This is a genomic window from Streptomyces sp. NPDC090798 (assembly GCF_044768965.1).
Taxonomy (GTDB): domain Bacteria; phylum Actinomycetota; class Actinomycetes; order Streptomycetales; family Streptomycetaceae; genus Streptomyces.
The window spans coordinates 54589-78395 of record NZ_JBIVXA010000023.1; the positions used below are offsets into that span (position 1 = coordinate 54589).

Genomic DNA, 23807 nt, shown 5'->3' on the forward strand with positions numbered 1-23807 from the left:
GCCGTCACCGCTGTCACCGCCGTCACCGACGAACCCCGAAGGAGAGACAGCATGAGTACGACGAGTCCACGGAGACGAGCCGCCATGTTCGTCGGCGGCGACGACGATCCCCGGCTCGGTGCTCCCTCGACCGGCGAAGAGCGAGCCATGCTCACCGGATTTCTCAGGACCCAGCGGACGACGCTGGAGCTGAAGTGCGCGGGCGTGGAAGGGAAGTTGGACCGACGCTCCGTCGAGCCCTCCACGCTCTCGCTGCTCGGACTCGTACGCCATCTTGCCGATGTGGAGCGCCGATGGTTCCGACAGGTTCTCGCCGGCCAGGACGCGCCACCACGCTTCTCGTCGTCGGCGGAACCCGACGGCGACTTCGACGGCGCGGTTTCCGCTCCCGACCTCGTGACCGGAGCGTGGCAGGCGTGGCGCGGGGAGGTCGCGTTCGCCGACGCCTTCACCGGGGACGCGCCCCACCTCGACATCGCGGGCCAGGACGCATGGCGTGGGACGGTGTCGCTGCGCTGGGTGCTGATCCACATGATCGAGGAATACGCCCGTCACAACGGACACGCGGATCTCCTCCGTGAACGTATCGATGGGGCGATCGGCGTCTGAGGAGGTGATCCCGGAGCTTGGGCCACCACACCAAGTCGGCCGTTGAACTGTGCGTGTCGTCAGCCGCGCGGGTTCTGTGACAGCGCGTCCGCCGCGGGAGAGATGGTGGAGCGAGTGGACGAGCAGGACCACACGCTGGGGGTGCGGAGAAGGCGGGTCCACGCGGCTCCTTGCCGCGGCGCTCGGCGCTCCCACCGCGTCCGGAACGCTCACTCTGACCGCTCCCAGCTCGGCTCGATCCGCCGTCAGCCCGGTGCGGGACAGCAGGTCCGAGCGGCGTGGAGAACGTCCCGAACGCTGCCGTCCACGCCACTGGCTCGCTGACCGCTCGCCTCGCCATCCACGCGCCTCTCTTGCCTGCCACGCCCGGCGGGACACATGCGGCGCAAGCACCGGGGCCGCCACGACCTTGGTGCACCCAGGCACCCGGCACATCTGTGAAAACACGTATGCCACCACGTATTCGGGGCCGCGGCTCGACCGCACGGGTCCCCGCGCGCGGACTACGACACCGGCGATGCGGTCGGCAGGGCGATGCGCGCCGTCAGCGCCATATGGTCGGAGAGGAACGACTGCTTCCCGCCGCCGAGTTGTACCGGGTCCGTGAACAGCAGGCGGGGTTCGGTCACCGGGTAGCGTTCGGCATCGCCCGCGACCAGGAGATAGTCGACGCGGTGCGCCGAGGCGTCCGGCGGCAGCAGCTCGGTATGGAACGTGGGGCGACCGACCGCGTGGAACGGGTCCCGCCACGCTCCTGCGTCCACGACCGATGGGTAAAGGGGGCTGCTGTCCGGGATGTTGAGATCACCGCCGACGATCACCAGTTCGGTATCGCTCCGGCGGGCTCTGCGAAGGGCCTGATGGAACATGGCCAACTGCCTCTGCTGAAAGCGGTGGTGGCGGTTGTCCACCGACCAGTCGCCGTCCTTGTTCGCACTCAGGTGGACGTTTCCCACCAGAGTGCGGCGCTCCGCCAACTCGAAGGTCAGCACGCCCTGTAGACGTCCCCACAGGGCCCTGGATCCGCGGAACAGCGGGCTGGATTCCTCGGGCCGGGAACCACGGAACGACTCGTACGACACCGACCGCAACGGGAGCCGCGAAAAGGAGGCCAGCCCCCCGGCCGGCTGACCGACCACTCCGGTGACGCGGGCGACGAAGGGATACGAGGGCAGGTGCGTGCGGATGGTTCTGAACAGCGTGGCCGTCCAGACCTCCTGGAAGTTGACCACGTCGACGCCCGATTCCTCGATTCTCCGGCAGAACTCGAGCGCGCGATCCTTCGGCGGAGGCAACGTCGACGAAAACCCACAGCAGACATTCATCGACGTCAGTCCGATCGTCGCCGGTCCGCCGTCCATGCGGCACCTCCCCCATTGAGCCCGCCCCGAGAGTGTCGGGGACCGACCGTACTGCACTGGGAATTCCCGAGAGGGATGCGACTCCAAAGGTGAGCCGCGGTCAACCGCCACCGGTGATCGCGGCGGTGGACAAAAGGTGTTGGCTCTCGACTGGACCCGGAACCCTCGGGGCAGCCAGGGCGGCCGTGGAGCGGGATCGGGGCGGACGAAGCGGAAGCCCGGGGCGTGTTCGCGCCGGTTCACGCCCTGTCCTTCGGTGCGCCGGGAGCGATCGTCGTCGCACCGGGTGACACCCGCGGCACCGTCCTGATCCCCGAGCGATGCGACGGCTACTGCATGGGGCTGGACGGGAGGGACGGCCCCAACCTGGCCGGCGCGCACCGCGGGCGGGGCGTGGCAACGGGCATCGACGACTGCTCCTTTTGGCAGGCGGTGTGGCTCGACCCGCAGGCCGTGCGCCGCATTCCCATCGAAGGCCGCGTGCACCGGAAGGTCGACTGGGAGACGTTGGCCGAGGAGCGGCAGGGCACGCCACCGGTCGAGCCGCCCGGAGTGTGGAGCCCAAGGTGGGCGGAGCGGTCGGGGCTGCGCTGGCCCACCTGTTGGCGGTCTCGGCGGGCACGCCCGTGGCCGTCCCTCACGGCCTCCTTGCCGACACGTTCGGCCGCGCGCTCGACGCGCTGCTGCCGCCGGGGCCACCGGTGAGGAAATCTGGCCTTCCAGCACGACCGGTTGCCCGTCCCCGTGACGGGCGGGATGCCCGATGGTGTCTTCCGTGACGATCCGCTGCCGATGCATCCATGGGGGCCGTTCCGGCCTGACGCGAGAGCGTTCCTCGACACGCTGGCACGGCTGCCCGCCGTCCGCCGGCCGTGGCTGCGCAGGATCTACGACCATGTGAGCAACCACCACTACGCTCGCCCGTTCCAGCGGAAGACGCTCTCGGTGACGAGGCGACGTCATCGCACTCGCGCCGGAAATGCCATTCTCGGATAGTAGAGTAAGATTCTCGAAACTGTGGGGTCGGCTTGCGGAACGGCCGATGAGGGCGGCTACCCGGTGTGTGGTGACCGTGTTCGAACCGGGCGCCATCTGATTCTGTACGTCGATGATCTCGACGGGATCATCGAACGTGCCGCGGCCCGTGGCGGACGTGTGCGGCACGGGCCCTCGGCCGGGCCCAGCCCCCTTGCCCCGCTGGACCTGATGGACGGCCCTGCTCGGGTATACGATCAGATTGTGCGCGGTGAGCAGGGCGGATTGCCTGTGCGGCGCCTTCCTGAAGGGCCGCGCGCCTGGGAAGTGGTGAGCCATCGCCTCTGGCGCAGGCCCTGGCGTCCGCCGGGAACCCCAGCCCTGACGAGCGCCGCGCAAGGAGTGCTCATGACCAGTTCACACGAGATCGATCCGCGCGCTCTCGAAGATCCGCGCAACGTCTATCCGACCGACGAAGAGTTCTACAGGAGCGGGCGCCCGGCCGACGCCGCACTGCCGGAGGACCGGCCCCGTGGAGGAGCGCCCGGGACGCCGCTGAAGCGGCGGGGGACGTGGGCGACCGTTGCGCTCGTCGCCGGCATCATCCTGCTGATCCTCGTCGGGATCGCACTGTTCCCGTGAGTGATCGAGGCCGAAGGAGCGGGAGCCGGACACTCGGACCGGCTCCCGCCCCGGAAGGGCCCGCTCAGGTTCGGTAGGCGTAGTACGCCGCGTTCGGGTACGACGCGATGATGCTCGCCACCGACCTGTTGTAGGTGTTGGTGGAGTGGTACGACACGTACGGCACGCCCTGCGGGCTGCGGTACGTGACGATCATGCTGTGGTCCTTGGACCCGTCCTTGTTGAAGTCCATTTGCAGCACGTCACCCACATCCAACTGGTACACGTTGGCGAGGCTGGTGACCCGCTTGGAGGACAGGGCGAACCACGAGAACTCGTTGACGCCGACGAACGAGTCCGACTGGATGTCGGAGTTGCCGAACCACTTGTGGAAGTCGTCCGTGTAGCCGGGGACGTGCTTCCAGCCGCCCGCTTTCAGGGACTGGCTGACGAAGTTGGTGCAGTCGCCGCCGGCACCCTGCCCGTTGAAGTTCGGGTAGGCCGGGTTGTAGTTGTTCCAGTACTTGGCGGCGTACGCCGCCATGGCCTTGTAGTCGTAGCCGGAGGCCGAGAAGTTCTTCGGCTTGGCCGGCGCGGGCCACGTGGTGACGGAGCGGGTCGCCGCGGGCGGGGCGTCGTCGGCGGCCGTCTTCGGCGCGGCGACGAACGTGGTGGCGGCGACCTGGTTGACCGCGACGCCGTCGTCCGTGTCACGGATGCCGGTCAGCTGCCAGTCGCCCTCGCGGTCGGCCTTGAACGTCAGCTCGTGGTGCGCCTGGAAGCCGGTGGTCTTCGGCTCGTTGCCCTTGACCTTCTCGTACGTCAGCGTCGTCGTCTCGGTGACGTTGACCGTGGCGTGACGGCCCTTCAGCCGCGTACGGTCCAGCGAGACGCTCGTGTTGGCCGAGCTGTACTTCTCGCCGAGCGACTCCAGGCGGGACTTGCGGCCCCGCAGCTGCGACAGTGCGGACTTCTCCTCGCGCGACAGCGTGGAGGACACCCGCACATCGCCGGAGAACCGCGACGACAGTGACGTGTTCCGACCGCTCTTGGCGCTGTCCACCAGGGCGTCCGTACGGTCGGTGAAGACCGCGTCCGCCAGCCGTTGGAAGGTGGCTTTGGTCGACGGGTCCACGGCGGGGTCGGCGACACTCGACGCGCCCGCGCTCCAGTTGGGCAGCAGCGCGGCACCGGCGACGACCGAGGCGGCCGCTGCCGTGACTATGGTCGCCCGTCGCCGCTTACGGCTCAGTTTCCTTGATCTCAATGATGTTCCCCTCTACGCCGGTACTCGATACCGGGAGCCGCATCCTCGCACGGCATGTGTGGCTCCTGTGAAGGGGGTTGCCGAAGTGGCCCAACCGCAACATGCGACTCGTCGACGGGACCGTCGACCCGCTGCCCGGCTCCGGCGCCGCGCCGCACGTCCTCACTCCGATGCCGCTCACCCACACCGGGGCGAAGTTTCCCAAATCGCTGCTCTGTGAGGGCGTCGCCCTGCCACCACTTCGTCCTGGTGGCCTCCAGCTCCGCGTCCCGTACGCCGACCTCCGCAACGTGCCGTACGGCGAAGGGCTGTTACGGCGGCCGAGGACACGCGGGCTGTGCTTCTCAGGAACTGACGCGGGCGAGGAAGTCGCGGATGTACCCGGTGATTACCTCCAGGTGGCTCTCCAGGGCGAAGTGCCCGGACGGCGACGTTGGTCGGATAGTTCCGGAACGGCGCGAGCTGGATGGCGTCGTTGCCGGGGCGGTCGAGCAACGCCTGGTCGATGGTCCAGCTGTCCGGGCTGACGAGGCGCGGGTCCCCGACCCCGTTCAGGTACTGCCAGCGGGTCAGTTCGAGGGTCAGGGCCGCGCGGAGGGGGGCTTCGTTCCCGGGCGTCGGGTTCTCGGCGTAGGCGAACAGCCCGTCCCAGAATGCCTTGACGAATCCGTCGGTGTAGCCGTTGCCGTTCTGCGTGATGATCGCGGTGATGCGCTCTGGAGACCGCGTGGCGAGCCGCCAGGCGAGGGGTGCTCCCTAGTCCTGCGCGTAGACCGCGAACCGGTCGACGCCGAGCTCCAACAGGCCGGCGGTCACGTCGGTCAGAGCGTCGAAGGTGTAGTCGAACTTGTCGACCGTCGGCATGGCCGACTGTCCGAATCCGATCATGTCGGGCGCGATGACGCGGTAGAACGGTTAGGCGCAGTCCAGCATGCTGGACGTAACCTGTCAAAGCGCGTATGGTGGTTAGACTTGCCGTGTCGCCCGAAGGCCGTGCTCGGCGCGGCCGTCCGCGGCGCCCGGTCGCCGCCACGGCGGAGTGCGGCAACCGGATGAAGGTCGACACCACTGTCAGCGCTTCAGGGAAGCGCGCAACGCCTAAGACCCTCCACCGGGGGGCTCACAGATCCAGCAGGACGTCAGTGCTGGGAACGCTGCAACACGGCAGCACTTCACCCGGGGCGGGATCCTCCAGGGGCTGCGTCGTGTACTCGACCTGACCGGTGAGCAGGGGAGTGGCGCAGGTATGGCACACCCCTGTACGGCAGGACCAGCGCGTGGGCACCTCGCATGCCTCCGCCAGCTCCAGCAGCGTCGCGTACCGTTCCGACCAGCCGGTGGACAGGCCGCTGCGGGCGAAGGTGACGGAGGGCCCTGCGCCGCGGGGGCCGGTCGGCTGGTGAGGATGTCCCGAACCCGTGCGGGCGATGCCGGGGTTGATGGCTGCGAGCGCCCCGAAGACTTCGGTGTGAATGTTCGAACTGCTCAGCCCCACCTGTTGGAGCGCGGATGTCACCGTCGACATGAAGCCCTCGGGGCCGCAGAGATAGGCGTGCGCATCCGCGGGGATGCCGAGTTCCCGGATCCCGTCGCCGGTCATGCGTCCGTGCGTGATGCCCGGCCCCCCGGCGATCTCGAGATCCGGGGCGGTGTAGTAGATGTAGGCGCGGGCGCGCGGCAGGCGGGCGAGGAGTTGCCGGGCCTCTTCCGCGAAGGGCTGCTGTCCGGGGTCGCGCGCGGTGTGCACCCACCACACGGCGCGGGGACTGTGGTCGAGTGCCAGTTGGTGCAGCATCGCCAGAACAGGCGTGACGCCGATGCCCGCCGAGAACAGCGCCACGGGCGTGTGGTCATCCGCCAGCACGAACGTCCCGCGGGGGGCTGCCGCGTCGATGACGTCGCCCGTGTGCACATGGGTGTGGAGGTAGGCGCTGACCTTGCCGCGGTCTTCGCGTTTGACGCTGATCCGGTACTCGGCGGCACCGGGGGCGGAGGACAGCGAATAGGAACGCACCGGACCGGGCCGGCCCTCGTCGGGGATCCGCACGGTCAGGTACTGGCCGGGCGCGGCCGGGGCCAGCGCCTGGGAGCCGGTGGGGCCCAGGCGGAACGAGGACACCGTGGGCGTCTCGGGTACGACCTGGGTCACGCGCAGCTGTTTGAAGCCCCTCCAGCCCGGCGTGGCGGGTGCGGGGCCGGGCGGCTGGTCGAGTCGGTGGCTCATCTCCTGGAAGGACTGCTGCCATCCGGGGCTGAGCGCCTCGATGGTCGATGCGGCACGCAGTTTGGCCGGGTCGGGGTCAGGAAGGTAGAGCAGGGCGTCCGTGTCGGCGACGGTGAGGGCCCCTCGGCCGGTGCGGGTCCGTGTGATCCGGTCTCCCGCCCGGACCCGGCCCTCGGCGACGACGCGGAGGTAGAAGCCGGGGCGGTGGTGGGCGACGAGGAGGGAGGCCATGCGCGGCTCGTTCAGTCGCATGCCGACGCGGTAACAGGTCACACGTGGCTGGGTGACCTCGAACTCGGCTTCGCCGATGCGGTACCGGTCGCCGATGCACACCTCGTCGTCCGCCAGCCCGTCGACGGTGAAGTTCTCCCCGAACTGGCCGAACTCCAGATCGTCACGCTCGAGAACCTTGCGCCAGTACGCGTAGGACTGCGTCTGGTAGACGAGGACTGCCCGCTGCTCCCCGCCGTGGCCCTGAAGGTCGCCCTGGCCGTCACCGTCGATATTGAGGCGGCGAACCATCCGGGGGCCGTCGACGGGCTGCTTCCACGCTCCCGTGTGTACCGTCCTGTCGCGCCAGCGCACGTCCTTCGGCCGTCCCACGTTGACCGAGAGCAGGGTCGCCATCTCATCCTCCCGGCGCGGCGCCGCCGCACGGCGGAGTCGGTCGCCTTGGCATGCTGCTCAGCGATCCGGCCGATCGGAGCCCGGCTTCGTGGGTCATGCGCACGATTTCCTCCGGCGTGGGAGGCGAAGAAGCCTGCAAAAAGGTACAAAAGTAGTGTGAGCAAGAATCCTGAAACCCCGCAAGACATGGATGCATGGGCTGACCGGATCCGGACGGTCTCCTCGACTTCCGATCCTCAGGCCGCCCGCAAGCTGGCCGGTGACATCTACCGTGCCGCACAGGAAGATCTCGACGCCGAACGTGCCCGGGCGGAGTACGAACGCGAGGAATGAGCCGGTCCGCCCCGTCGGCACATCACGCCTCACGGTGAGGGGGCGACCTTCGCCGTGAGGCGCTCGACCGGCAGTGTGCGGCCGGCCGCCAGTCGGCGAGCCCGTCCGCCGTCGGCGGGTGATGCCTGCCGTCCGTGGTCGATTCCGTTTCAGTGGGAGAGGACCTGAAATCGAGCCATTGGGTGACTCTCCGCGAGCACGCACACGATGGCCGCCACACCAGCCGCAGGGCGCGTCTGATGTGGGGCTACCAGCAGGTCATCGCGCCGGGCTCCCGCCGGGGCCGCGTGGGGCCGCGGCCCGTCGACGGCCTGGCCGGCGTTTGGTTATGCGCTGGTCGGCGCCGCCTGCTGCACGACCTCGAAGGACCACAGCGTGGACCCGCTCGCCGCCGGCTTGGGGCGCTCACCGCTCCCCGCGTCACCACCCTGGTGGGCCGCCTTCATGGGGCCCTCCATCCAGGCCTGGAAGGACTCCTCGTCACGCCACCGCGTGTACACGAGGTAGCTGTCGGTGCCTTCGACGGGGCGGAGGAGTTCGAACCATTCGAATCCGTCGGAGTTCTCCACGGCATGGGCACGGGAGGCGAAGCGCTTCTCCAGCGTCTCCCGCTGCTCGGCCGGGACGGTCAGTACGTTGATCTTGACTACGCTCATGGCCCCATCCTGCCGCACGGCGCTCCACGGACGAGGAGCGGCTCGTGCTGAGCGGCTCGGTGAATTCCGCAGTGTCAACGTCCCGGCCGCTGGTGGCGGATGCGCTGGGCGACTTCGCTGTTCTCGGTCTCCCACCAGGGACGTACGAGTTCGGACGTCTGTGCCGCTCCCGGCGCTGACACCGCCGGGACCAGCTCCGCCTCCAGGCGGCGGTCCAGCGCGACAGTCTCGGCGCGTTCGGTACGGGCCCACTGCGCCAGGATCGCGAGGAGGAAGGGCAGCGCCACCAACTCGGCGATGCTGATCATGGCGCCACCGCCCAGCTGCTGGTCATGCAGCACGTCCGGCGCCCAGGACGGCGCGTGACGCAGATACCAGGCTCCGGCGATGAGCGTGCCGTGGGTCATCACGACGATGCCCGGTACGGCATCGATGATCCCGTCGAGGAACACCAGCGCCGCCCGGACCGGATGGGTACACCACTTGGGCAGCGCCTCCTCGCGGGTGAGCATCGGCATGACGAACAGGCTTCCGGCGAGCAGCAGGTGCAGATACATCACCTCGTGCAGCCAGTCGTTACCCAGAGCGGTTTCGAAGTACGGCGTGAAGTACACCGTCAGCTCCGTCGCGAGCACCAGAGCCGTGCTGACCAGCGGGAAGGTGAGCAGGCGTACGAGCCGTCCGGTCAGCGCCCGCCGCACACGCCCGGCGGCACCCTCGGGCAGGGAACCCAGCGCCAGCCGCAGCGGATCGCCCAGGGCCAGTCCGAGCGGTGCGATCAGGTCGAGGAGGACGTTCTGGACGGCGGCCGGCCAGAACAGCACGTGGTCGTACACGGCCAGCGCGGACATCGTGGCCACGACGAGGGTGCCCAGGCCGAGCAGCGCGAAGGCGCCGACGCGCGGCAGGGGCCAGTGCTCGCCCCGGCGCTCCAGACGCAGCACGCCCCAGCCGTACAGCGCGCCCAGGATGACGACCACCAGCAGCGCGGGCACGTCCGGTTGCCATGAGGTGAGGAGTCGTCCCACGGTGAGTTGTGGTGGATTCCCCATCGCGTTCTACCTCCACGGCATGCCAGATCTGCCGTGGCACTCTATGCCGTGCACGACCGGCCCCGGTCGCGCACGCACCGGACTCGCCGCGGTCACACCGAGCTCATAACCAGCCCATACCGAGCACGACGGACGTGCTTGGACGTGCTTGAACGTGCTTCGACGTCAGAGAGCGGCAGCGGGCTGGCCTATCTGGCGAGTTCGGCCGGTTCGTCGAGTCGCGTCAGCTTCTGCGGGTTGGCGATCGCGTGGATCCGGGTGACTTTCCCGTTCTCCACCACGAAGCTCACCGCGGCCACTCGGCCGTCGATCTCGATCCGGCCCGCGGGCGCGCCGTTGAGCCACACGGCCGACACCACCCGGTCCGGGCGAGCGAGCATCTTGGCCACCAGTGCGGCCCCGTGGATCGGAGCCGGAGCGGCGGCCGCAAGCCCGCCGCCGTCGGCGATCAGAACCACGTCCGGTGCCATGACGTCCAGCAGTTCCTGCAACTGCCCGGTGCGCAGCGCGGCCAGGAACCGCTCCACCACGGCCTGCTGCTCCGACCGGCTCACCGGCACCCGCGGTCGCCGGGCCGCCACGTGCTCGCGTGCCCGCCGCGCGATCTGGCGCACCGCGGCCGCGGACTTCCCGACGGCCTCGGCGATCTCGCCGTACGGCATCTCGAAGACCTCGCGGAGCACGAAGACCGCGCGCTCCGTCGGTCCGAGCGTTTCGAGCACGGTCAGCATCGCGATCGAGACGTTCTCCGCGAGCTCGACATCCTCGGCGACATCGGGGCTGGTCAGCAGTGGCTCCGGCAGCCACTCCCCGACGTACTCCTCGCGGCTGCGCGACAAGGTCCGCAGACGGTTGAGCGCCTGCCGTGTGACGGTTCGTACGAGGTAGGCCCGCGGGTCACGCACCTGCGCGCGGTCGACGTCGGCCCACCGGAGCCAGGACTCCTGCAGTACGTCCTCGGCGTCGGCCGACGAGCCGAGCATCTCGTAGGCGACCGTGAACAGCAGGCTGCGATGGGCGATGAACGGGTCCTCGGTCATGCCGTCGACGCCACGCCGAAGTTCCGCGGACGCGCGGCCAGCGGAATCTCGCAGGCATCGGAGTAGCCCTGCGACGTGATCCCGTGCGCCGTGTTGCACCTGGTGGCCATGTTGGCGAAGCCGATGAACACGGTGAGTTCGACCAGCGCCGCCGGGCCGAGCCGGTCGAGCAGCCGCGCGGACAACTCGTCGGTGACGGTCGGCGGTGTGTTCGTCATGGCCTCGGCGTACTCCAGCACGTCCCGCTCCAGCGGAGTGAACACCTCCGACTGCCGCCAGCGCGGCACCTGGCTCGCCTTGGTCAGGTTCAGGTTCTGGTTCAGCGCATGGAAGTAGTTGATGTCGAGGCACCAGCTGCAGCCGACCTGTGCCGCGACGGCCATGTGCGCGAAGGTCTTGAGGCTCGCGTCGGCCGCGTCCCAGGTGCCCACCTTGGCCGAGAACTCCTGGTTGGATTCGGCGAGTTCGGGGTTGTTCCACAGCACCTCGACGGGCTCGGGTACGGCACCGAGCTGCTTGATCATGTTTTCGCGGAGCTCGACGGGGAGCTCGGCCTTCGGGACGCGCAGCGTCACGATGTCCTCCTTGTACGTGTGCCTGTCCGGCCGTTCGCCATGAAGACACCGCCGGCCCCGCGCATGTGACAACGGGGGTTTTCCCCACCGTGGGCGGGGCTGGCACCACCCCTGGTCCGGGGGGTAAGGCCATGGGCCCTGGGTTCGGGGTCGGGTTGGCTGGTTGGCGTCAGCGGACGGTGGTCCACCAGCGCGAACCGGAGGTTCGAACCATGCGTTCTCTCAAGGTCGGTACGAAGCGCACAACAGCCAAGGCCAGGAAGAAGAACGCATCGGCCGCCGCCCTCGCGGCGGCCGCGCTGGTCGTCGCCGCCGCGCTGCTGCCGGAGGCGGCCTCCGCGGCCTCCGGGCACCGTCCCGCACGCGCCGACTACACCCGGACCGAGCTCCGCCGCGACCTGGCCGCCGTGCGCGAAGCGGGTGGCGGGGACGTGAACGTGCTGGCCAGGGTCGACGGCCTGCCCGGAGGGCGCTTGCAAGCCCGCCTCGGCACCGTGTCGGCCGGCTCCCGCGCCCCCGTGCCGTGGGGCTCGCACTTCCGGACGGCCTCCACCACCAAGACATTCGTCGCCACCGTGGTGCTGCAACTCGCCGCCGAGAAGCGGCTCTCGCTGGACGACACCGTCGAGCACTGGCTGCCCGGCGTGGTCTCCGGCAACGGCAACGACGGTTCCCGGATCACCGTGCGCGATCTGCTCCGCCAGACCAGCGGGCTGTTCGACTACGTGGACGACCCGGACATCCAGCAGAAGATCCGCGAGCACTTCGACGAGAACCGTTACGACGACACCTCCGCTGCCGACCTGGTGGTGACGGCCGTGGCCCACAAGCCGCTGTTCGTGCCGGAGGCCGGCCGCACCCGTTGGGCCTACTCCAACACCAACTACCTGCTGGCGGGGATGATCGCCGAGAAGGCAAGCGGCACCGGTTGGAGGGAGTTGGTGGAGCACCGCATCATCGCCGGACTGGGCCTGCGGCAGACCTCGGTGCCCGGTCTCGACCCGTTCCTGCCCACGCCGTACGTGAGCACCTATCTGACCGGCGCGGACGGCACCAGGCTCGACGTCACCACGAACAGCTACCTGCACACCGCCGACTCCGGGGTGGTGAGCACCACCGCGGACCTCAACACCTTCTTCCGCTCGCTGGCCGACGGCCGCCTGCTGCCGGCCGAGCAGTGGCGGGAGATGCGGCAGACCGTACAGCGCACCGGAGACCCGGACGATGTCGCGGAGCTGCCCGAGGGTACGTACGGCCTGGGCCTGCGCGAGATCCCGCTGTCCTGCGGCGGCCACTACTACATGCATGAGGGAGACGGGTTCGGCAGCTACACCCGCCCCGCAGTCAGTTCGGACGGGCGGCGTGCGGTCACCGTCTCCGTCACCACCACCTCCGCGATGCCCGACCTGCCCACGCTCAACCGGGCCACCGGTACCCTGATCGACCACGCGCTGTGCGCCGCCAACCGGTAGGCAGTACGGTGGCTGACCGCAGACCAAACATCACGATCATGCGCGGGGGCACTACTGGCCCGCACCTGCGCCGATACGTGACGCCACCGTGGCCACCGGCACCGCCGCCATCGGGGAGGCCCTGCGCCTCTACGCCCGCGGCACTCTCCGGCTCGTCCGATCAGTCGTCCTGTTTCCATGACCCGCTGGGTCGGCCGCTCGCGCAGCGCACGCGGAGCTCGACCTTGCCTGCGGTGCCCTCGAACCTCACTTCGGCGTGTTCGTCGGGCCCCGCGTCCGCGCGTTCGACGCCGAAACCCTGGGCGGGGGCCCACGACACCAGCCGCACCACCGCGCCGTCGCACTCGGCGATGACCGTCCCGCCCGGAGTGGAGAACACCTCCTTGACCGTGGTGGCGGAGGGACCTACCGCGGACGATGAGGGCGTCGGAGTCGCAGCGCGCGACGCCGTGCTCGGGCCGGCCGTTGGTGCAGCCGTCGCCGAGGCGAGTTGTCGCTCGACCTGCTCCGGGGTGAGCACCCCGCCGTCGGTGGAGGAGGTGATCCCGTCGCCGATGACCTGTACGGCGGCCAGGCCCGTGAGCGTGGCGGCCACGGCGGCGGTCGCCCAGCCGGCCACGGCAAGAACAGTGCGGGAAGGCATGCGGACGACTATGCCGCGGCCGTCGTTAACGACAGAACCGGGGGACCCTAAGGGACGGTTAAGGGGGTTGGGCCGCCCGCCGACTCGGATAGCGTGCCTGCTGTGGTGCGCCTGCTGCTGATCGAAGACGACCCGACGATACGTACACCGCTGATCCGCGCTCTGAGTGAGCGCGGCCACGCGGTCGCCGCCGCGCACACGGCGATGGGCGGCCTGCAGACCGCGTTGGACGAGCGTCCGGATCTCGTGGTCCTCGACCTCGGTCTGCCGGACCTGGACGGCATCCAATTGCTGCGCATGCTGCGAGCGGTCAGCTCCGTACCGGTGATCATCGCGACGGCGAAGGACGACGAGGCGGAGATGGTCCGGGGGCTGGACGCGGGCGCCGACGACTATGTGGTGAAGCCGTTCACCGCCGCCCAACTCGAGGCCCGGGTCCGGGCGGTGCTCCGGCGGGGCGCAGGACTTCAGGAGGGCACGGCCGCGACCGTCGTCGGTGATCTGCGCATCGACCCGGGCGCACGCGAGGCGAGCCTGGCCGGCGTCATGCTGGACCTCACACCCCGCGAGTTCGACCTCCTGCATCACCTCGCCGTCCGGGCGGGACGGGTGGTCCCCAAGCGGGAACTGCTCACCGAGGTGTGGCGGGTGCCCTACGGCAGCGCGGACAAGACGGTGGACGTGCACCTGTCCTGGCTGCGTCGCAAACTCGGCGAGACCGCTCAGGACCCCCGCTACCTGCACACCGTACGGGGCGTGGGGGTCCGGTTGAGCGCACCTGCGGACCGGCGATGAGGCGCCGGCTGACGCTGCTCGTCGGCGCCACCATGTGCCTGGCGCTCCTCGCCTTCGTGGTGCCCTTGGCGCTGTTGCTGCGAACGGTGGCGCAGGACCGCGCGGTCGTCGCGGCCAGTGCCGACGTCCAGAGCCTTGTCTCCCTGGTGGGGACCGCCGACCCGGACACCCTGCGCTTCAGCGTCGAGCACATGGCCGCCGGATCCCGAGGCCCCGTCACGGTCTTCCTGCCCGACGGGTCGGTGCTGGGCACCCCGGCACCGCGGACCAGCGCGGTGCGGCTCGCGGCCCGAGTGGGCGTGAGCAGGACCGTGGAGCGCCCCGACGGCCGTGAGATCGTCGTGGCCGTGCTGGGACGGCAGGACGGGACTGCCGTGATCCGCGCCTTCGTTCCCGCGGCCGAACTGACCCGCGGGGTGACCCAGGCCTGGCTCGTCCTCGTCGGCCTGGGCGTCGCACTCCTGCTGCTCGGCCTGCTCGTCGCGGACCGGCTCAGCCGCACCCTCGTCGCCCCCATCGCGGAACTGTCCGCCGTCTCCCACCAACTGGCACGGGCCGACCTCACCGCACGGGCCCGCCCGGTCGGACCGCCGGAACTGCGCGAGGTCGCCGGGGCGCTCAACCACCTGGCCGGGCGGATCCAGGAACTGCTCCGGGAGGAGCGCGAACAGGTCGCGGACCTGTCCCATCGGCTGCGAGCGCCGCTGACCTCACTGCGGCTGGAGACCGAGTCACTCGCCGACGCCGACGAGGCAGCCCGTATCGCCGCACGCGTGGACGCCATGGAACGCGCGGTCACCGGCCTGATCAGCGAGGCCCGCCACCGTCGGGTGGCGCGCGCCGACGCGGCCTGCGAGGCGACGGCCTCGCTGCGCGACCGGGTGGCGTTCTGGACCGTGTTGGCTGAGGACACCGGCCGGGCGGTCACTCTGGACGTGGCGGCGACCGGCCCGCTGCTCGTCGGTGTGGCGGCCGACGAACTCGCCGCCGCCCTGGACGCCCTGCTGGGCAATGTGTTCGCCCACACACCGGACGGCACCGGGTTCGCCGTCACCCTGGCCCCCAGGGCCGGGGGCGGCGCCGTGCTGACGGTGGCGGACGACGGCCCCGGTCTGTCGGCCGATCAGGTACGGCGTGGCGCGAGCCGGGGCGGGTCGACCGGCCTCGGGCTGGACATCGCCCGGCGCGTCGCCCAATCCAGCGGTGGACGCCTGGACCTGGCCACAGGTCCGACCGGCGGTGCGCGGGTGACGCTGGAGCTGGGTCCGCCCGCCTCCGGTCCGCACCCGCAGGGCAGGCTTTAGCCCGCTCTTAGCACTGACGCAGTGCGGCCCTATCCCGGCTCGGGCGAACCTCTCAGCACCAAAGGGCAATCGCAGGAGGTTCGCCATGAAACGCACGTCCATGATCCTGCTCACCGCGGGAGCGCTCGCTGTCACGGTCACCGGCACCGCTCTCGCCGGCGGTGGCAGCCACGACATGATCCCCAGCCGGAACACGTCGCCCGTCGCGACCGCGACCGTGAGTCCGGCGATACTTCCCACGACCCCGAACACGCGGGTCAGCAGTTCCCGCGCCGCCGAGATCGCCGTCGGCCACGTCGGCGGCGGGCAGGTCATCGAGGTCGAGCCGGAAGTCGAGCACGGCCGTACGGCGTGGAGCGTGAAGATCCTCAAGAGCGGCAGCCGGCACACCGTGTACGTCGCCCGGAGCAACGGCCAGATCATGAGGGCGGAACAGGAGCCGGCGGGCGACGATCACCGCCGCGACGACCGGGGCGGCGCCACCGACGACCGTAGCGACGATCACCACGGTGGCAGCGACGACAGCGGTGGCGACACCCACGGTCGACACCACCACTGAGGGCAGCGGGTGTTCGGGCTGGGCCGCCTGCCCGTGCGCACGCCGTCTCTGGGGCAGATCCTCAGCGGGTGAGATCCCCTGCGCCTACAGGGCCGGTCCCTCGCCCTCGCGCTCCTGGTGGGAGTAGCGCTGCTCCTTCCAGGGGTCGCCGACGTTGTGGTAACCGCGCTCCTCCCAGAAGCCGCGCCGGTCCTCGGTCAGGTACTCGATGCCGCGCAGCCACTTGGGGCTCTTGTAGCCGTAGAGGTGCGGGACGACGAGACGCAGTGGGAAGCCGTGCTCGGCGGTGAGGAGCTCACCGTTGTGGTGGGTGGCCAGGAGGGTCTCGGGAGCCGTGAAGTCGCGCAGACGCAGGTTGGCGGCGTAGCCGTACTCGGCCCAGGCCATGACATGCGTGACGGCCGGCGAGGGCGGTGCCAGGTCCAGGACCGTCGTGGCGGCGATCCCGAACCACTCGTGGTCCGTCGAGGTGGGGCCGGTCGCGCAGTGCAGGTCGGCGACGACCGTGGTGTGGGGCAGAGCGGTGAACTCGTCGAAGGTCCATGTCCGCTCGTCGCCGGAGGCGGTGGCGCCGAAGACGCGCAGGTTCCAGCGCTCGGGGCGGAAACGGGGGACGGGGCCGTAGTGCGAGACGGGCCAGCCGTGCACGTGGCGCTGGCCCGGGGGAACGCGGCGGGGTGTGGTGGGGGCGCTGCCTCGTGCACCAGAGTGGTCGCTTCCCACAGGGACTCTCCTTCCTCCGGCCGGCCCATCCACTGTGCAGCCTAGGTCCTGTCGTCCAGGGGGCCGAGGCAGGGGCACTCCGCGGTCCACGCGCGTCGTGCTCGTTCGGTTCGTGCTGGTCGCGTCGTGGCAGGGCTCACTAGAATGTCGATGACGGCGCCGCGCTGACCAGGTGGTTCCCGGGTCGGGCAGGTGGTTTCCCGGTGCCGAAAGCCAGGGACGAGGAGGGCCGCGATCATGCGTGAGCTGGCGGACACGGCACGGCGATGGGCAGCTCTGGGGCGCCCGGCCGTACTGGCCCGGCCGATCACCGAGCAGGGCTTCGGGCCCCGGCACCCTGCTGACGCGCTCCTCATCGACGAGGACGGGAACTGCCAGGGCACCTTGTACCGCGGTGCGTTCGACGACCAGCTGGCCGCAGCGGCGGCGGCGCTCCCGGCCGGGCACACCGCGCGCGTGTGCGAGGTGGCCGTACACGACGACGAGGTCAAAGCGGCACGGCTGACCTGCGGCGGACAGGCCGAGATCCTGCTCCAGCCGCTGCACACCGTCCCCACCCGCTGGTGGGACCTCCTGAGTGAGGGCGCCGACGCCGCGCTGATCACCCGGATCGACGAGGAGCGCACCCACGCTGTCAGCGACGTCATCACTCCGGGACGGCAGGGCGATGATCCGGCGGCCGTCGCTCAGGCCGCCGAGCAGGCCCGGCAGCTGCTCGCCCGCCACCGCGCCGGACGCGAGGCCCGCCGTGCCGACGCCGGACTCGTCCTCGTCGAGACCTGCCCGGCCGTCCCTCACCTGGTCATCGTCGGCGGCGGCGAACTCGCCGAACTCCTCACCGTCCAGGCGCAGGTGCTGGGCTGGCAGGCCACGGTCGCGTTCGCCGCCGGGGAGGCCCGCAAACTGCTGGCCGACCGTCCGGCCGCGGCCTGCCTGATCGTGCTCAGCCACGAGCCCGACCTCGACATCCCCGCCCTGCACACCGCGTTGACCGCCGGCATCCCCTACGTCGGCGCGCTCGGCTCACGCCGCACCCAGGCCCGCCGCGCCGCAGCCCTCACAGAGGCGGGGCTCAGCGAGGAGCAACTGCGCCGCATTCACGGCCCGATCGGACTCGACATCGGCGCCCGCACCCCGCCGGAGACGGCCTTGGCCATCTGCGCCGAGATTCTCGCCGCCCTGGGGCGCCCGTAGGTGCCCGGTCCGGGCCCTTATGGGCTGCTCACCCCAGCCGCGTCGAGGGCCAGCCACACCCGGTCGCGAGTGAGCGGGAGTTCGGTGAAGCGGAGGCCCGTCGCGTCGCGCAGCGCGTTGGCGAAGGCCGGGGCGACCGGGTTGAAGGGGCTCTCGCTCATCGACTTGGCGCCGAGGGGACCGATGGCGTCGGCGGTCTCCATGAAGTGGACTTCCGTGCGCGGGATGTCGGCGTACTGAGGGAGGCGGTAGCGGCGGAAGGCGGCCGTCTCGACCTCGCCGCGGGCGTCGACGCGCACGTTCTCGAAGAGCGTCGCGCCCAGCGCCTGGGCCACTCCGCCCTCGACCTGGCCGCGGCACTGCATGGGATTCATCACCTTGCCCGCGTCGGCGGCGTGCACACTGCGCAGGATGCGGATCTCGCCGGTGCCGGGATCGACGGCGAGGCGGAACCACTGCGCGTTGAAGGCGACCGAGCGCGGGGTGCCGCCGAAGTGGCCGTCGGCGGCGCACGTGACACCGACCGCCCTGGCGGCCTCGTACAGCTCCTTCAAGGTCAGGCGGCCGCCCGGATGCGCCACCGCCTCCTCCACGAGCCGGCAGTCCGCGCGCGGTACGCGCAGGGTGGCGGCGGCGAAGTCCAGCAGCATGTCCGCGAGGGCACGGGAGGCACGCAGGGTGGCCTTGCCCGCGACCACCACGCCGGTGGAGGCGAACGCGCCGGTGTCGTGCTTGACGACGTCCGTGTCGGACTGGCGGACGGTGATGCGCTCGACGGTGGTGGCGAGTTCACCGGCCGCGATCTGGCGGTGCACCGTGGTGGTGCCATTGCCGAACTCGGCCGTGCCGACGGCCAGGTCGAAGGTGCCGTCGGGCAGCAGCGCGGCCCTGGCATCGGCGATGTGGCCACCCGGCGGACCCGTCGCGATCATCGCGAGCGCGGCGCCCTCGCCGACCAGCCAGCCGTCCGGGACGGGCTCGGACACGGGCTCTTCCTGGGCGCGGCGGACCACGCCGAGGCACTGGTCGAGGCCGTAGCTGGCGATGTGCAGGTCCTCCTCCTCGCCGTCGGCGGTGATCATCGGCTCGCCGGGGCCGATGATGTTCTTCGCCTTGAACTCCAGCGGGTCCAGGCCCACTCGGCGGGCGAGTTCGTCGAGGGCCGACTCGACCGCGAACATGACCTGCCCGAGTCCGTAGCCGCGGAAGGCGCCGGCCGGGACGGTGTGGGTGTAGACGCAGAAGGCGTCGACCTTCTTGTGCGGGGCGCGGTAGACCGCCATCGACTCGCCGACGCTGTGGAACATCACCGCGGGACCGTGATTGCCGTACGCGCCCGTGTTGGCGACGACCCGCAGTTGCAGCGCGGTCAGGGTGCCGTCGCGGCGGGCGCCCACCTTCACGCGGATCGCGAACGGGTGCCGGGTGGTCGCCCCGTAGAACTGCTCGGCCCGCGTGTACTCCAGCTTCACCGGGCGGCGCAGTCGCAGCACCGCGAGGGCCACGATGTCCTCGACGAGCATCTCCTGCTTGCCGCCGAAGCCGCCGCCGACCCGGCCCGCGACCACCCGCACCTGCTCATGAGGCAGGTCGTACAACGCGCACAGCGCGCGCCGCGTCAGGAACGGCGTCTGCGAACTGGTGCGTACGTTCAGCCGGTCGTCCTCGTCGAACCAGGCGACGGCTCCATGTGTCTCCAGGCTGGCGTGCTGGACACGCTGGGTGCGATAGGTGTCCTCGTAGACGGTGTCGGCCTCGGCGAATCCCGCCTCGACGTCACCGATCTCGCCGTGCGCCTCACCGACGACGTTGTCCTGGGGACGGGAGATCCGGGCCGTCGCCGCGTCCTTGTCGTGCACGACCGGTGCGCCCGGCCGCATCGCCTCCTCCGGGTCGACGACCGCGGGCAGCACGTCGTACGTCACCTCGACGAGGAGGCAGCCCTGCTCCGCCGCCGCCTCGCTGTCCGCGACGACGGCCGCGACGCGCTGGCCGATGTAACGGACGGTGTCGTCGAGGACGCGGGTGTCGTCCGGATCCTCCTCGGGGTGCTCGTGACGGGCGGTGGAGAAGTGCCGTTCCGGCGCGTCGTAGTGGGTGAGAACCGCGTGCACGCCCGGTACGCGCAGGGCGGCGGACGTGTCGATGGAGAGGATGCGGGCGTGGGCGTGCGGGGAGCGCAGCAGCTTCATGTGGAGCATGCCCGGGATGTCGACGTCGAAGGTGTAGCGGGCGGTGCCCGTGACGACCTGCGGTCCGGCGGGGGCCGGAAGGTTGCGGCCCACGGCCTCGCCGGCCGAGGGAGCCTCGGCGTGGCACACCCCTCGTACCGCGTCCTCGATGGCCCGGTAGCCGGTGCAGCGGCACAGATTGCCCTTGAACGCCCGGGGCAGATCGGCCAGTTGATCGTCGTCGAGCGCCGCGGTCGTCATCAGGAACCCGGCCGTGCAGAAGCCGCACTGGAAGCCCTGCGCGTCCAGGAACTTCCGCTGTACGGGGTGGAGTTCGCCGTCCTCGGAGGCCAGGCCCTCGACCGTGGTGACCTCGCGGCCGTCGGCCCGGAAGGCGGGGAAGAGGCAGCTGTGTACGGGCTCGCCGTCCACGTGGACCGTGCACGCGCCGCAGTCGCCCGCGTCGCAGCCCTTCTTCACGCCGAACCAGCCGCGCTCGCGCAGATAGGTCCGCAGGCACTGGCCGGGGCGCGGCTCCTGCGTGAACGGCCGGCCGTTCACCTCGATCCCGAAACTCACTGCGGCTCCTCACCGTGGGACAGCTCGCGGCGGATGTCCTCCGCGTACCGGAATGTCATGTGCCGCCGCCATTCGGGAAGCCCATGGATGTCGTCGAACCACTCGTCGTCGGCGACGGCCGCGTCGATCGCCGCGCGCAGTCCGTCCGCCGTCGGCGGCAGCGGGAACCACAGCCGGACCGGGCGGACGGTCGAGGCGGTGATCGTGATCGTGAGGGAGTGGTCGACCGGGTCCAGGGTGCCGATGACCAGCGCGCCCGAGCGGCCGAGCCCGTACAGGGACGCCTGCCGGAAGGCCGTACGGCGGGCGAGGGAGCGGGCGGGCAGAGTGATGGACCGCAGGAGCTCGCCCTCGGTCAGGACCTCGCGGCCCACGCCGGTCACGAAGTCCACGACGCGGACCCGGCGGCGTACGCCGTCCTGGCCGTGCAGCAGGCACTCTCCGTCGAGGGCGGCGGTGAGGGAGATCATCGGGCCGGCGGGGAGGGCGTTGCAGACGTTCCCGCCGACCGTGGCCATGTTCCAGATCTTGAAGGAGGCGAGGAACGCGCGGCAGCACTGCTCGAACAGGGGCGCCGCCTCGGCCCGAAGCTCCCTCGCGAACCGGGACAGCTGAGCGATCGTGCAGGTCGCGGCGATCTCCAGCGAGCCGTCCGGGTGCGGCCGCACCGGTGCCCAACCGGTGCGGCTCAGGTCCACCAGCCGCCGCAGGTGCGGTTGCGGCTCGGAGAACAGGTATGTCCCGCCGCCCAGCCAGGCGTCGCCCGGCCGCCAGGGCGCGGGACGCCGTGCGTCCCGTATCTCCACCACGGTGTTCAGGTCCATGACCGCCAGTGAAGCAACGCGACCGGGCTCGGGACGACTGGTTCACCACACGGAAACGCCGAGTTTTCCGGCAGGCGTCCTGGAGGATCAACCAAGAGGCATACCGCTCGCCTCACCTTGCACTTACGATGCGATGACTCGCATACACCTGGTGAATGTGAGATGCCGGGCACGCGCCCCTCGTGCCCGGCTGCCGCACAAGGAGCCAGCGCACATGCACGTCGACCACCTGCTCAAGGACGAGTCCCTGGGCCTGCGCCTGCTGTGGGCCGAGGAACCACAGCTGAGGCAGGAGATCAGCGGGGTGACCGCCACCGACCTGGAGGACCCCGCCCGTTTCGTGCGCCCCGGCGAGGTCGTGCTCAGCGGACTGGTGTGGTGGGCGTCCGAGGGCGGGCGGGACAAGGCGGAGCGGTTCGTCTCCGCGCTGCGGACGGCGGGCGCCGCCGTGCTGCTTGCGGGCGAGGAGACCCATGGCTCAGTGCCTGACGACCTCATCGAGGCATGTGCGCGGCACGGCGTCCCGCTGGCGGCGGTCCCGGCCCACATCATGTTCCGCGCGATCACCGACACCGTGTACTTCCAGCAGTGGGGCGAGCTGAACCGCCTCCACGCGCTGCCCGAGAACGTGCGCGTCCGGCTGAGCCGACTCGTCGCCCAGGACGCGGGCCCGGACGTGATCGTCGCGAACGCCTTCGCCCACGTCGACCGGGCGGCCGCGTACGTCTTCACGCCCGCCGGGCGGACCGTCGCGGCCACGGAGGGAGCCCGGACGGTTCCGGCGCGGGAGGCCGTCGCGCTGCTGGCCAACGGCGCGGGGATCACGGTGTCCGTCGACTCCGACGCCGTCTCCCCGTACGAGCGCTGGCACCTGTATCTGCCGGAGCCCGGCGGTACCCCGCCGCGCATGCTGCACGAGATCGCCGCGATCCTGGCCCGCTGCCAGGAGTCTCGAGCCCGGCGCCGGGCCGCCGAACATCAGGCGGCGGACGAACTCGGCGCCCTGCTCTCCTCACCCGGCGCCGAGGTCGCCGCCGTGGAAGGAGCGCTGCGGACCTGCGGGCTCCCGGCCGAGGGCCCCTACCGGGTGATCGTCGCCGGGACGGGATCGCAGCGGGCGGGACTGGCGGAGGGGGCGCTGACGGAGGCGGTCGCCCATGCGGGGCCGGGGCGCGCGTCCGTGGGGCGGCTGCCGGAGGGCACGGCGTTCGCCGTCGTACCGGAGACTGAAGACACCGCAGGGGGTTGTGCGGAGTTCTGGCCGCTGGTCGCCGCCTGCGAGCCGTCCATCCCGCTGCACGGCGGTATCGGCTCGGCCGCCGCCGGGCCGCAGGACCTGAACGGGGCGCTGTCCGAGGCCCGTTACGCCCTGGCCTCGGCCCGCACCACCGCCCCCGACTCCTCGTCCGTCATCGACTCCTCGTCGCTCACCGGACTCGACACCCTGCTGACCGGCATACCCGCCGAGGTCCGCACCGCCTACAGTCGCACCGTCCTTGGCCCCCTGCTGGACACCCGGAACGCCTCCGCCGCCGCACTGCTGAAGACCCTGGAGACCTTCCTCGCCCACGACGGCTCATGGGCCCGCACGGCGGAGGTCCTGCACCTGCACGTCAACACCGTCCACTACCGGATCCAGCGCATCGAGCACTTCACCGGCCGCGACCTGTCCCGCCTCTACGACCGCCTCGATCTCTGGGCCGCTCTGCTGTGCCGTACGCCTTCGGCTACGAGCGATCCACTTGCACGCTCGTCGACTTCACCCGCGCGGTGACCGTGACGCCGACCGCGAGGTCCAGCTCCTCGACCGCCTCCCGGGTCACGAACGACACCACCCGGTGCGGCCCCGCCTGGATCTCCACCTGTGCCACGACGTCGTCGACCGTCAGCGCCGTGACGATGCCCGTGAACGCGTTGCGCACCGACGTGGGCGGCCCGCCGCCGACGGTGCCGCGTTCGTCCTCGGCCGCACGCTCCCGCGCGAACCGGGCCAGCCCGACGCCGTCGATCACCCGGTTCCCCGAACCGTCCCGCCCCATGGGAAGCCGGCCCCCGTCCGCCCAACGGCGCACGGTCTCCGGACTCACCCTCAACAGGCGCGCGGCCTGGCCAATGCTGTACGACGGCACACCGGCACCCTAACCGCGTCTTCGGCGAGTCCGGGTCCATCCGGTACGACGCTGTTGGCCAACGGGCGGAGTAC

22 protein-coding genes and 1 pseudogene are annotated in these 23807 nt (G+C 70.7%); 10 read left to right on the plus strand and 13 right to left on the minus strand.

Translation table 11 applies throughout. From position 1 onward, the window contains the following. The first annotated feature begins 51 nt into the window (after positions 1–51). Complete coding sequence (locus ACIQTP_RS36705) at positions 52–609, plus strand: DinB family protein (RefSeq protein WP_403408129.1); 558 nt, start codon at positions 52–54, stop codon at positions 607–609. 503 nt (positions 610–1112) lie between these two features. Here the strand turns inward: ACIQTP_RS36705 and ACIQTP_RS36710 are convergent. Beyond that, positions 1113–1970 carry an endonuclease/exonuclease/phosphatase family protein gene (locus ACIQTP_RS36710; RefSeq protein ID WP_403408131.1) on the minus strand — a complete coding sequence of 286 codons (858 nt, stop codon included), beginning with the start codon at positions 1968–1970 and terminating at the stop codon, positions 1113–1115. Between the two features lie 225 nt (positions 1971–2195). Between ACIQTP_RS36710 and ACIQTP_RS36715 the strand changes: the two genes are divergently transcribed. Beyond that, on the plus strand, positions 2196–2675 hold the full coding sequence (locus ACIQTP_RS36715) for a hypothetical protein (RefSeq protein WP_403408133.1): 480 nt from the start codon (positions 2196–2198) through the stop codon (positions 2673–2675). A 678-nt stretch (positions 2676–3353) separates the two neighbouring features. Then, positions 3354–3587: a hypothetical protein gene (locus ACIQTP_RS36720; protein WP_402032456.1), complete on the plus strand. Its 234-nt coding sequence runs from the start codon at positions 3354–3356 to the stop codon at positions 3585–3587. Between the two features lie 64 nt (positions 3588–3651). Here the strand turns inward: ACIQTP_RS36720 and ACIQTP_RS36725 are convergent, their stop codons facing one another. The 3 genes and pseudogenes from ACIQTP_RS36725 to ACIQTP_RS36735 form a co-directional block, all read right to left on the minus strand. Then, complete coding sequence (locus ACIQTP_RS36725) at positions 3652–4833, minus strand: amidase domain-containing protein (protein ID WP_403408135.1); 1182 nt, start codon at positions 4831–4833, stop codon at positions 3652–3654. Between the two features lie 344 nt (positions 4834–5177). Further along, a pseudogene (locus tag ACIQTP_RS36730) lies at positions 5178–5742 on the minus strand (alpha/beta fold hydrolase); the annotation flags it as partial. Between the two features lie 211 nt (positions 5743–5953). Further along, positions 5954–7684, minus strand: a complete 1731-nt coding sequence (locus ACIQTP_RS36735) for an MOSC domain-containing protein (protein WP_403408137.1) — start codon at positions 7682–7684, stop codon at positions 5954–5956. 156 nt (positions 7685–7840) lie between these two features. Between ACIQTP_RS36735 and ACIQTP_RS36740 the strand changes: the two genes are divergently transcribed. Continuing rightward, positions 7841–8017 (plus strand): hypothetical protein, encoded by a 177-nt coding sequence (locus tag ACIQTP_RS36740; RefSeq protein ID WP_402032445.1) that lies wholly within the window; start codon positions 7841–7843, stop codon positions 8015–8017. Between the two features lie 326 nt (positions 8018–8343). Here the strand turns inward: ACIQTP_RS36740 and ACIQTP_RS36745 are convergent, their stop codons facing one another. The 4 genes from ACIQTP_RS36745 to ACIQTP_RS36760 form a co-directional block, all read right to left on the minus strand. Then, the gene (locus ACIQTP_RS36745; protein ID WP_168499545.1) at positions 8344–8673 is read right to left on the minus strand and encodes an antibiotic biosynthesis monooxygenase; all 330 of its coding nucleotides are present in this window, start codon (positions 8671–8673) and stop codon (positions 8344–8346) included. A 74-nt stretch (positions 8674–8747) separates the two neighbouring features. Then, on the minus strand, positions 8748–9725 hold the full coding sequence (locus tag ACIQTP_RS36750; RefSeq protein ID WP_403408140.1) for a cytochrome c oxidase assembly protein: 978 nt from the start codon (positions 9723–9725) through the stop codon (positions 8748–8750). 188 nt (positions 9726–9913) lie between these two features. Continuing rightward, positions 9914–10765 (minus strand): RNA polymerase sigma-70 factor, encoded by an 852-nt coding sequence (locus ACIQTP_RS36755; RefSeq protein WP_403408142.1) that lies wholly within the window; start codon positions 10763–10765, stop codon positions 9914–9916. Next, positions 10762–11340: a carboxymuconolactone decarboxylase family protein gene (locus ACIQTP_RS36760; protein ID WP_403408144.1), complete on the minus strand. Its 579-nt coding sequence runs from the start codon at positions 11338–11340 to the stop codon at positions 10762–10764. The genes ACIQTP_RS36755 and ACIQTP_RS36760 overlap by 4 nt, the downstream gene beginning before the upstream one ends. Positions 11341–11552: 212 nt before the next feature. Here ACIQTP_RS36760 and ACIQTP_RS36765 point away from each other — a divergent pair, with 212 nt between their 5' ends. Continuing rightward, complete coding sequence (locus ACIQTP_RS36765) at positions 11553–12812, plus strand: serine hydrolase domain-containing protein (RefSeq protein WP_403408145.1); 1260 nt, start codon at positions 11553–11555, stop codon at positions 12810–12812. A gap of 160 nt (positions 12813–12972) precedes the next feature. Here ACIQTP_RS36765 and ACIQTP_RS36770 read toward each other — a convergent pair whose 3' ends face one another. Beyond that, positions 12973–13455 carry a hypothetical protein gene (locus ACIQTP_RS36770; RefSeq protein ID WP_403408147.1) on the minus strand — a complete coding sequence of 161 codons (483 nt, stop codon included), beginning with the start codon at positions 13453–13455 and terminating at the stop codon, positions 12973–12975. A 102-nt stretch (positions 13456–13557) separates the two neighbouring features. Between ACIQTP_RS36770 and ACIQTP_RS36775 the strand changes: the two genes are divergently transcribed. The 3 genes from ACIQTP_RS36775 to ACIQTP_RS36785 all read left to right on the plus strand — a co-directional run bounded on the left by ACIQTP_RS36775 (position 13558) and on the right by ACIQTP_RS36785 (position 16113). Then, positions 13558–14250 (plus strand): response regulator transcription factor, encoded by a 693-nt coding sequence (locus tag ACIQTP_RS36775; RefSeq protein WP_403408149.1) that lies wholly within the window; start codon positions 13558–13560, stop codon positions 14248–14250. Next, a complete protein-coding gene (locus ACIQTP_RS36780) occupies positions 14247–15554 on the plus strand; it encodes a sensor histidine kinase (RefSeq protein ID WP_403408151.1) in 1308 nt (435 codons plus the stop codon). The genes ACIQTP_RS36775 and ACIQTP_RS36780 overlap by 4 nt, the downstream gene beginning before the upstream one ends. An 85-nt stretch (positions 15555–15639) precedes the next feature. Beyond that, positions 15640–16113, plus strand: a complete 474-nt coding sequence (locus tag ACIQTP_RS36785) for a PepSY domain-containing protein (protein WP_403408153.1) — start codon at positions 15640–15642, stop codon at positions 16111–16113. An 84-nt stretch (positions 16114–16197) separates the two neighbouring features. Here ACIQTP_RS36785 and ACIQTP_RS36790 read toward each other — a convergent pair whose 3' ends face one another. Continuing rightward, complete coding sequence (locus tag ACIQTP_RS36790; RefSeq protein WP_403408155.1) at positions 16198–16836, minus strand: sulfite oxidase-like oxidoreductase; 639 nt, start codon at positions 16834–16836, stop codon at positions 16198–16200. 237 nt (positions 16837–17073) lie between these two features. Here ACIQTP_RS36790 and ACIQTP_RS36795 point away from each other — a divergent pair, with 237 nt between their 5' ends. Next, positions 17074–18030 carry an XdhC family protein gene (locus ACIQTP_RS36795; protein WP_403408156.1) on the plus strand — a complete coding sequence of 319 codons (957 nt, stop codon included), beginning with the start codon at positions 17074–17076 and terminating at the stop codon, positions 18028–18030. 17 nt (positions 18031–18047) lie between these two features. Here ACIQTP_RS36795 and ACIQTP_RS36800 read toward each other — a convergent pair whose 3' ends face one another. Both ACIQTP_RS36800 and ACIQTP_RS36805 read right to left on the minus strand, forming a co-directional pair. Beyond that, entirely contained in the window at positions 18048–20780 is a 2733-nt protein-coding gene (locus ACIQTP_RS36800; RefSeq protein ID WP_403408158.1) for a molybdopterin-dependent oxidoreductase, read from the minus strand. Next, positions 20777–21604, minus strand: coding sequence for an FAD binding domain-containing protein (locus ACIQTP_RS36805; protein ID WP_403408160.1), 828 nt, complete (start codon positions 21602–21604; stop codon positions 20777–20779). The genes ACIQTP_RS36800 and ACIQTP_RS36805 overlap by 4 nt, the downstream gene beginning before the upstream one ends. 214 nt (positions 21605–21818) lie before the next feature. Here ACIQTP_RS36805 and ACIQTP_RS36810 point away from each other — a divergent pair, with 214 nt between their 5' ends. Further along, positions 21819–23378: a PucR family transcriptional regulator gene (locus ACIQTP_RS36810; protein ID WP_403408162.1), complete on the plus strand. Its 1560-nt coding sequence runs from the start codon at positions 21819–21821 to the stop codon at positions 23376–23378. Here ACIQTP_RS36810 and ACIQTP_RS36815 read toward each other — a convergent pair. Continuing rightward, the gene (locus ACIQTP_RS36815) at positions 23332–23733 is read right to left on the minus strand and encodes a molybdopterin-binding protein (protein WP_403408164.1); all 402 of its coding nucleotides are present in this window, start codon (positions 23731–23733) and stop codon (positions 23332–23334) included. The two genes, ACIQTP_RS36810 and ACIQTP_RS36815, sit on opposite strands and share 47 nt — an antisense overlap. Positions 23734–23807: the final 74 nt, after the last annotated feature.

Bases quoted from the DNA above. Each gene is read 5' to 3' on its own strand.
- ACIQTP_RS36705 (WP_403408129.1), top strand. From the start codon at position 52: ATGAGTACGACGAGTCCACGGAGACGAGCCGCCATGTTCGTCGGCGGC.
- ACIQTP_RS36710 (WP_403408131.1), bottom strand. From the start codon at position 1,970: ATGGACGGCGGACCGGCGACGATCGGACTGACGTCGATGAATGTCTGC.
- ACIQTP_RS36720 (WP_402032456.1), top strand. From the start codon at position 3,354: ATGACCAGTTCACACGAGATCGATCCGCGCGCTCTCGAAGATCCGCGC.
- ACIQTP_RS36735 (WP_403408137.1), bottom strand. From the start codon at position 7,684: ATGGCGACCCTGCTCTCGGTCAACGTGGGACGGCCGAAGGACGTGCGC.
- ACIQTP_RS36745 (WP_168499545.1), bottom strand. From the start codon at position 8,673: ATGAGCGTAGTCAAGATCAACGTACTGACCGTCCCGGCCGAGCAGCGG.
- ACIQTP_RS36750 (WP_403408140.1), bottom strand. From the start codon at position 9,725: ATGGGGAATCCACCACAACTCACCGTGGGACGACTCCTCACCTCATGG.
- ACIQTP_RS36755 (WP_403408142.1), bottom strand. From the start codon at position 10,765: ATGACCGAGGACCCGTTCATCGCCCATCGCAGCCTGCTGTTCACGGTC.
- ACIQTP_RS36765 (WP_403408145.1), top strand. From the start codon at position 11,553: ATGCGTTCTCTCAAGGTCGGTACGAAGCGCACAACAGCCAAGGCCAGG.
- ACIQTP_RS36770 (WP_403408147.1), bottom strand. From the start codon at position 13,455: ATGCCTTCCCGCACTGTTCTTGCCGTGGCCGGCTGGGCGACCGCCGCC.
- ACIQTP_RS36780 (WP_403408151.1), top strand. From the start codon at position 14,247: ATGAGGCGCCGGCTGACGCTGCTCGTCGGCGCCACCATGTGCCTGGCG.
- ACIQTP_RS36785 (WP_403408153.1), top strand. From the start codon at position 15,640: ATGAAACGCACGTCCATGATCCTGCTCACCGCGGGAGCGCTCGCTGTC.
- ACIQTP_RS36795 (WP_403408156.1), top strand. From the start codon at position 17,074: ATGCGTGAGCTGGCGGACACGGCACGGCGATGGGCAGCTCTGGGGCGC.
- ACIQTP_RS36805 (WP_403408160.1), bottom strand. From the start codon at position 21,604: ATGGACCTGAACACCGTGGTGGAGATACGGGACGCACGGCGTCCCGCG.
- ACIQTP_RS36810 (WP_403408162.1), top strand. From the start codon at position 21,819: ATGCACGTCGACCACCTGCTCAAGGACGAGTCCCTGGGCCTGCGCCTG.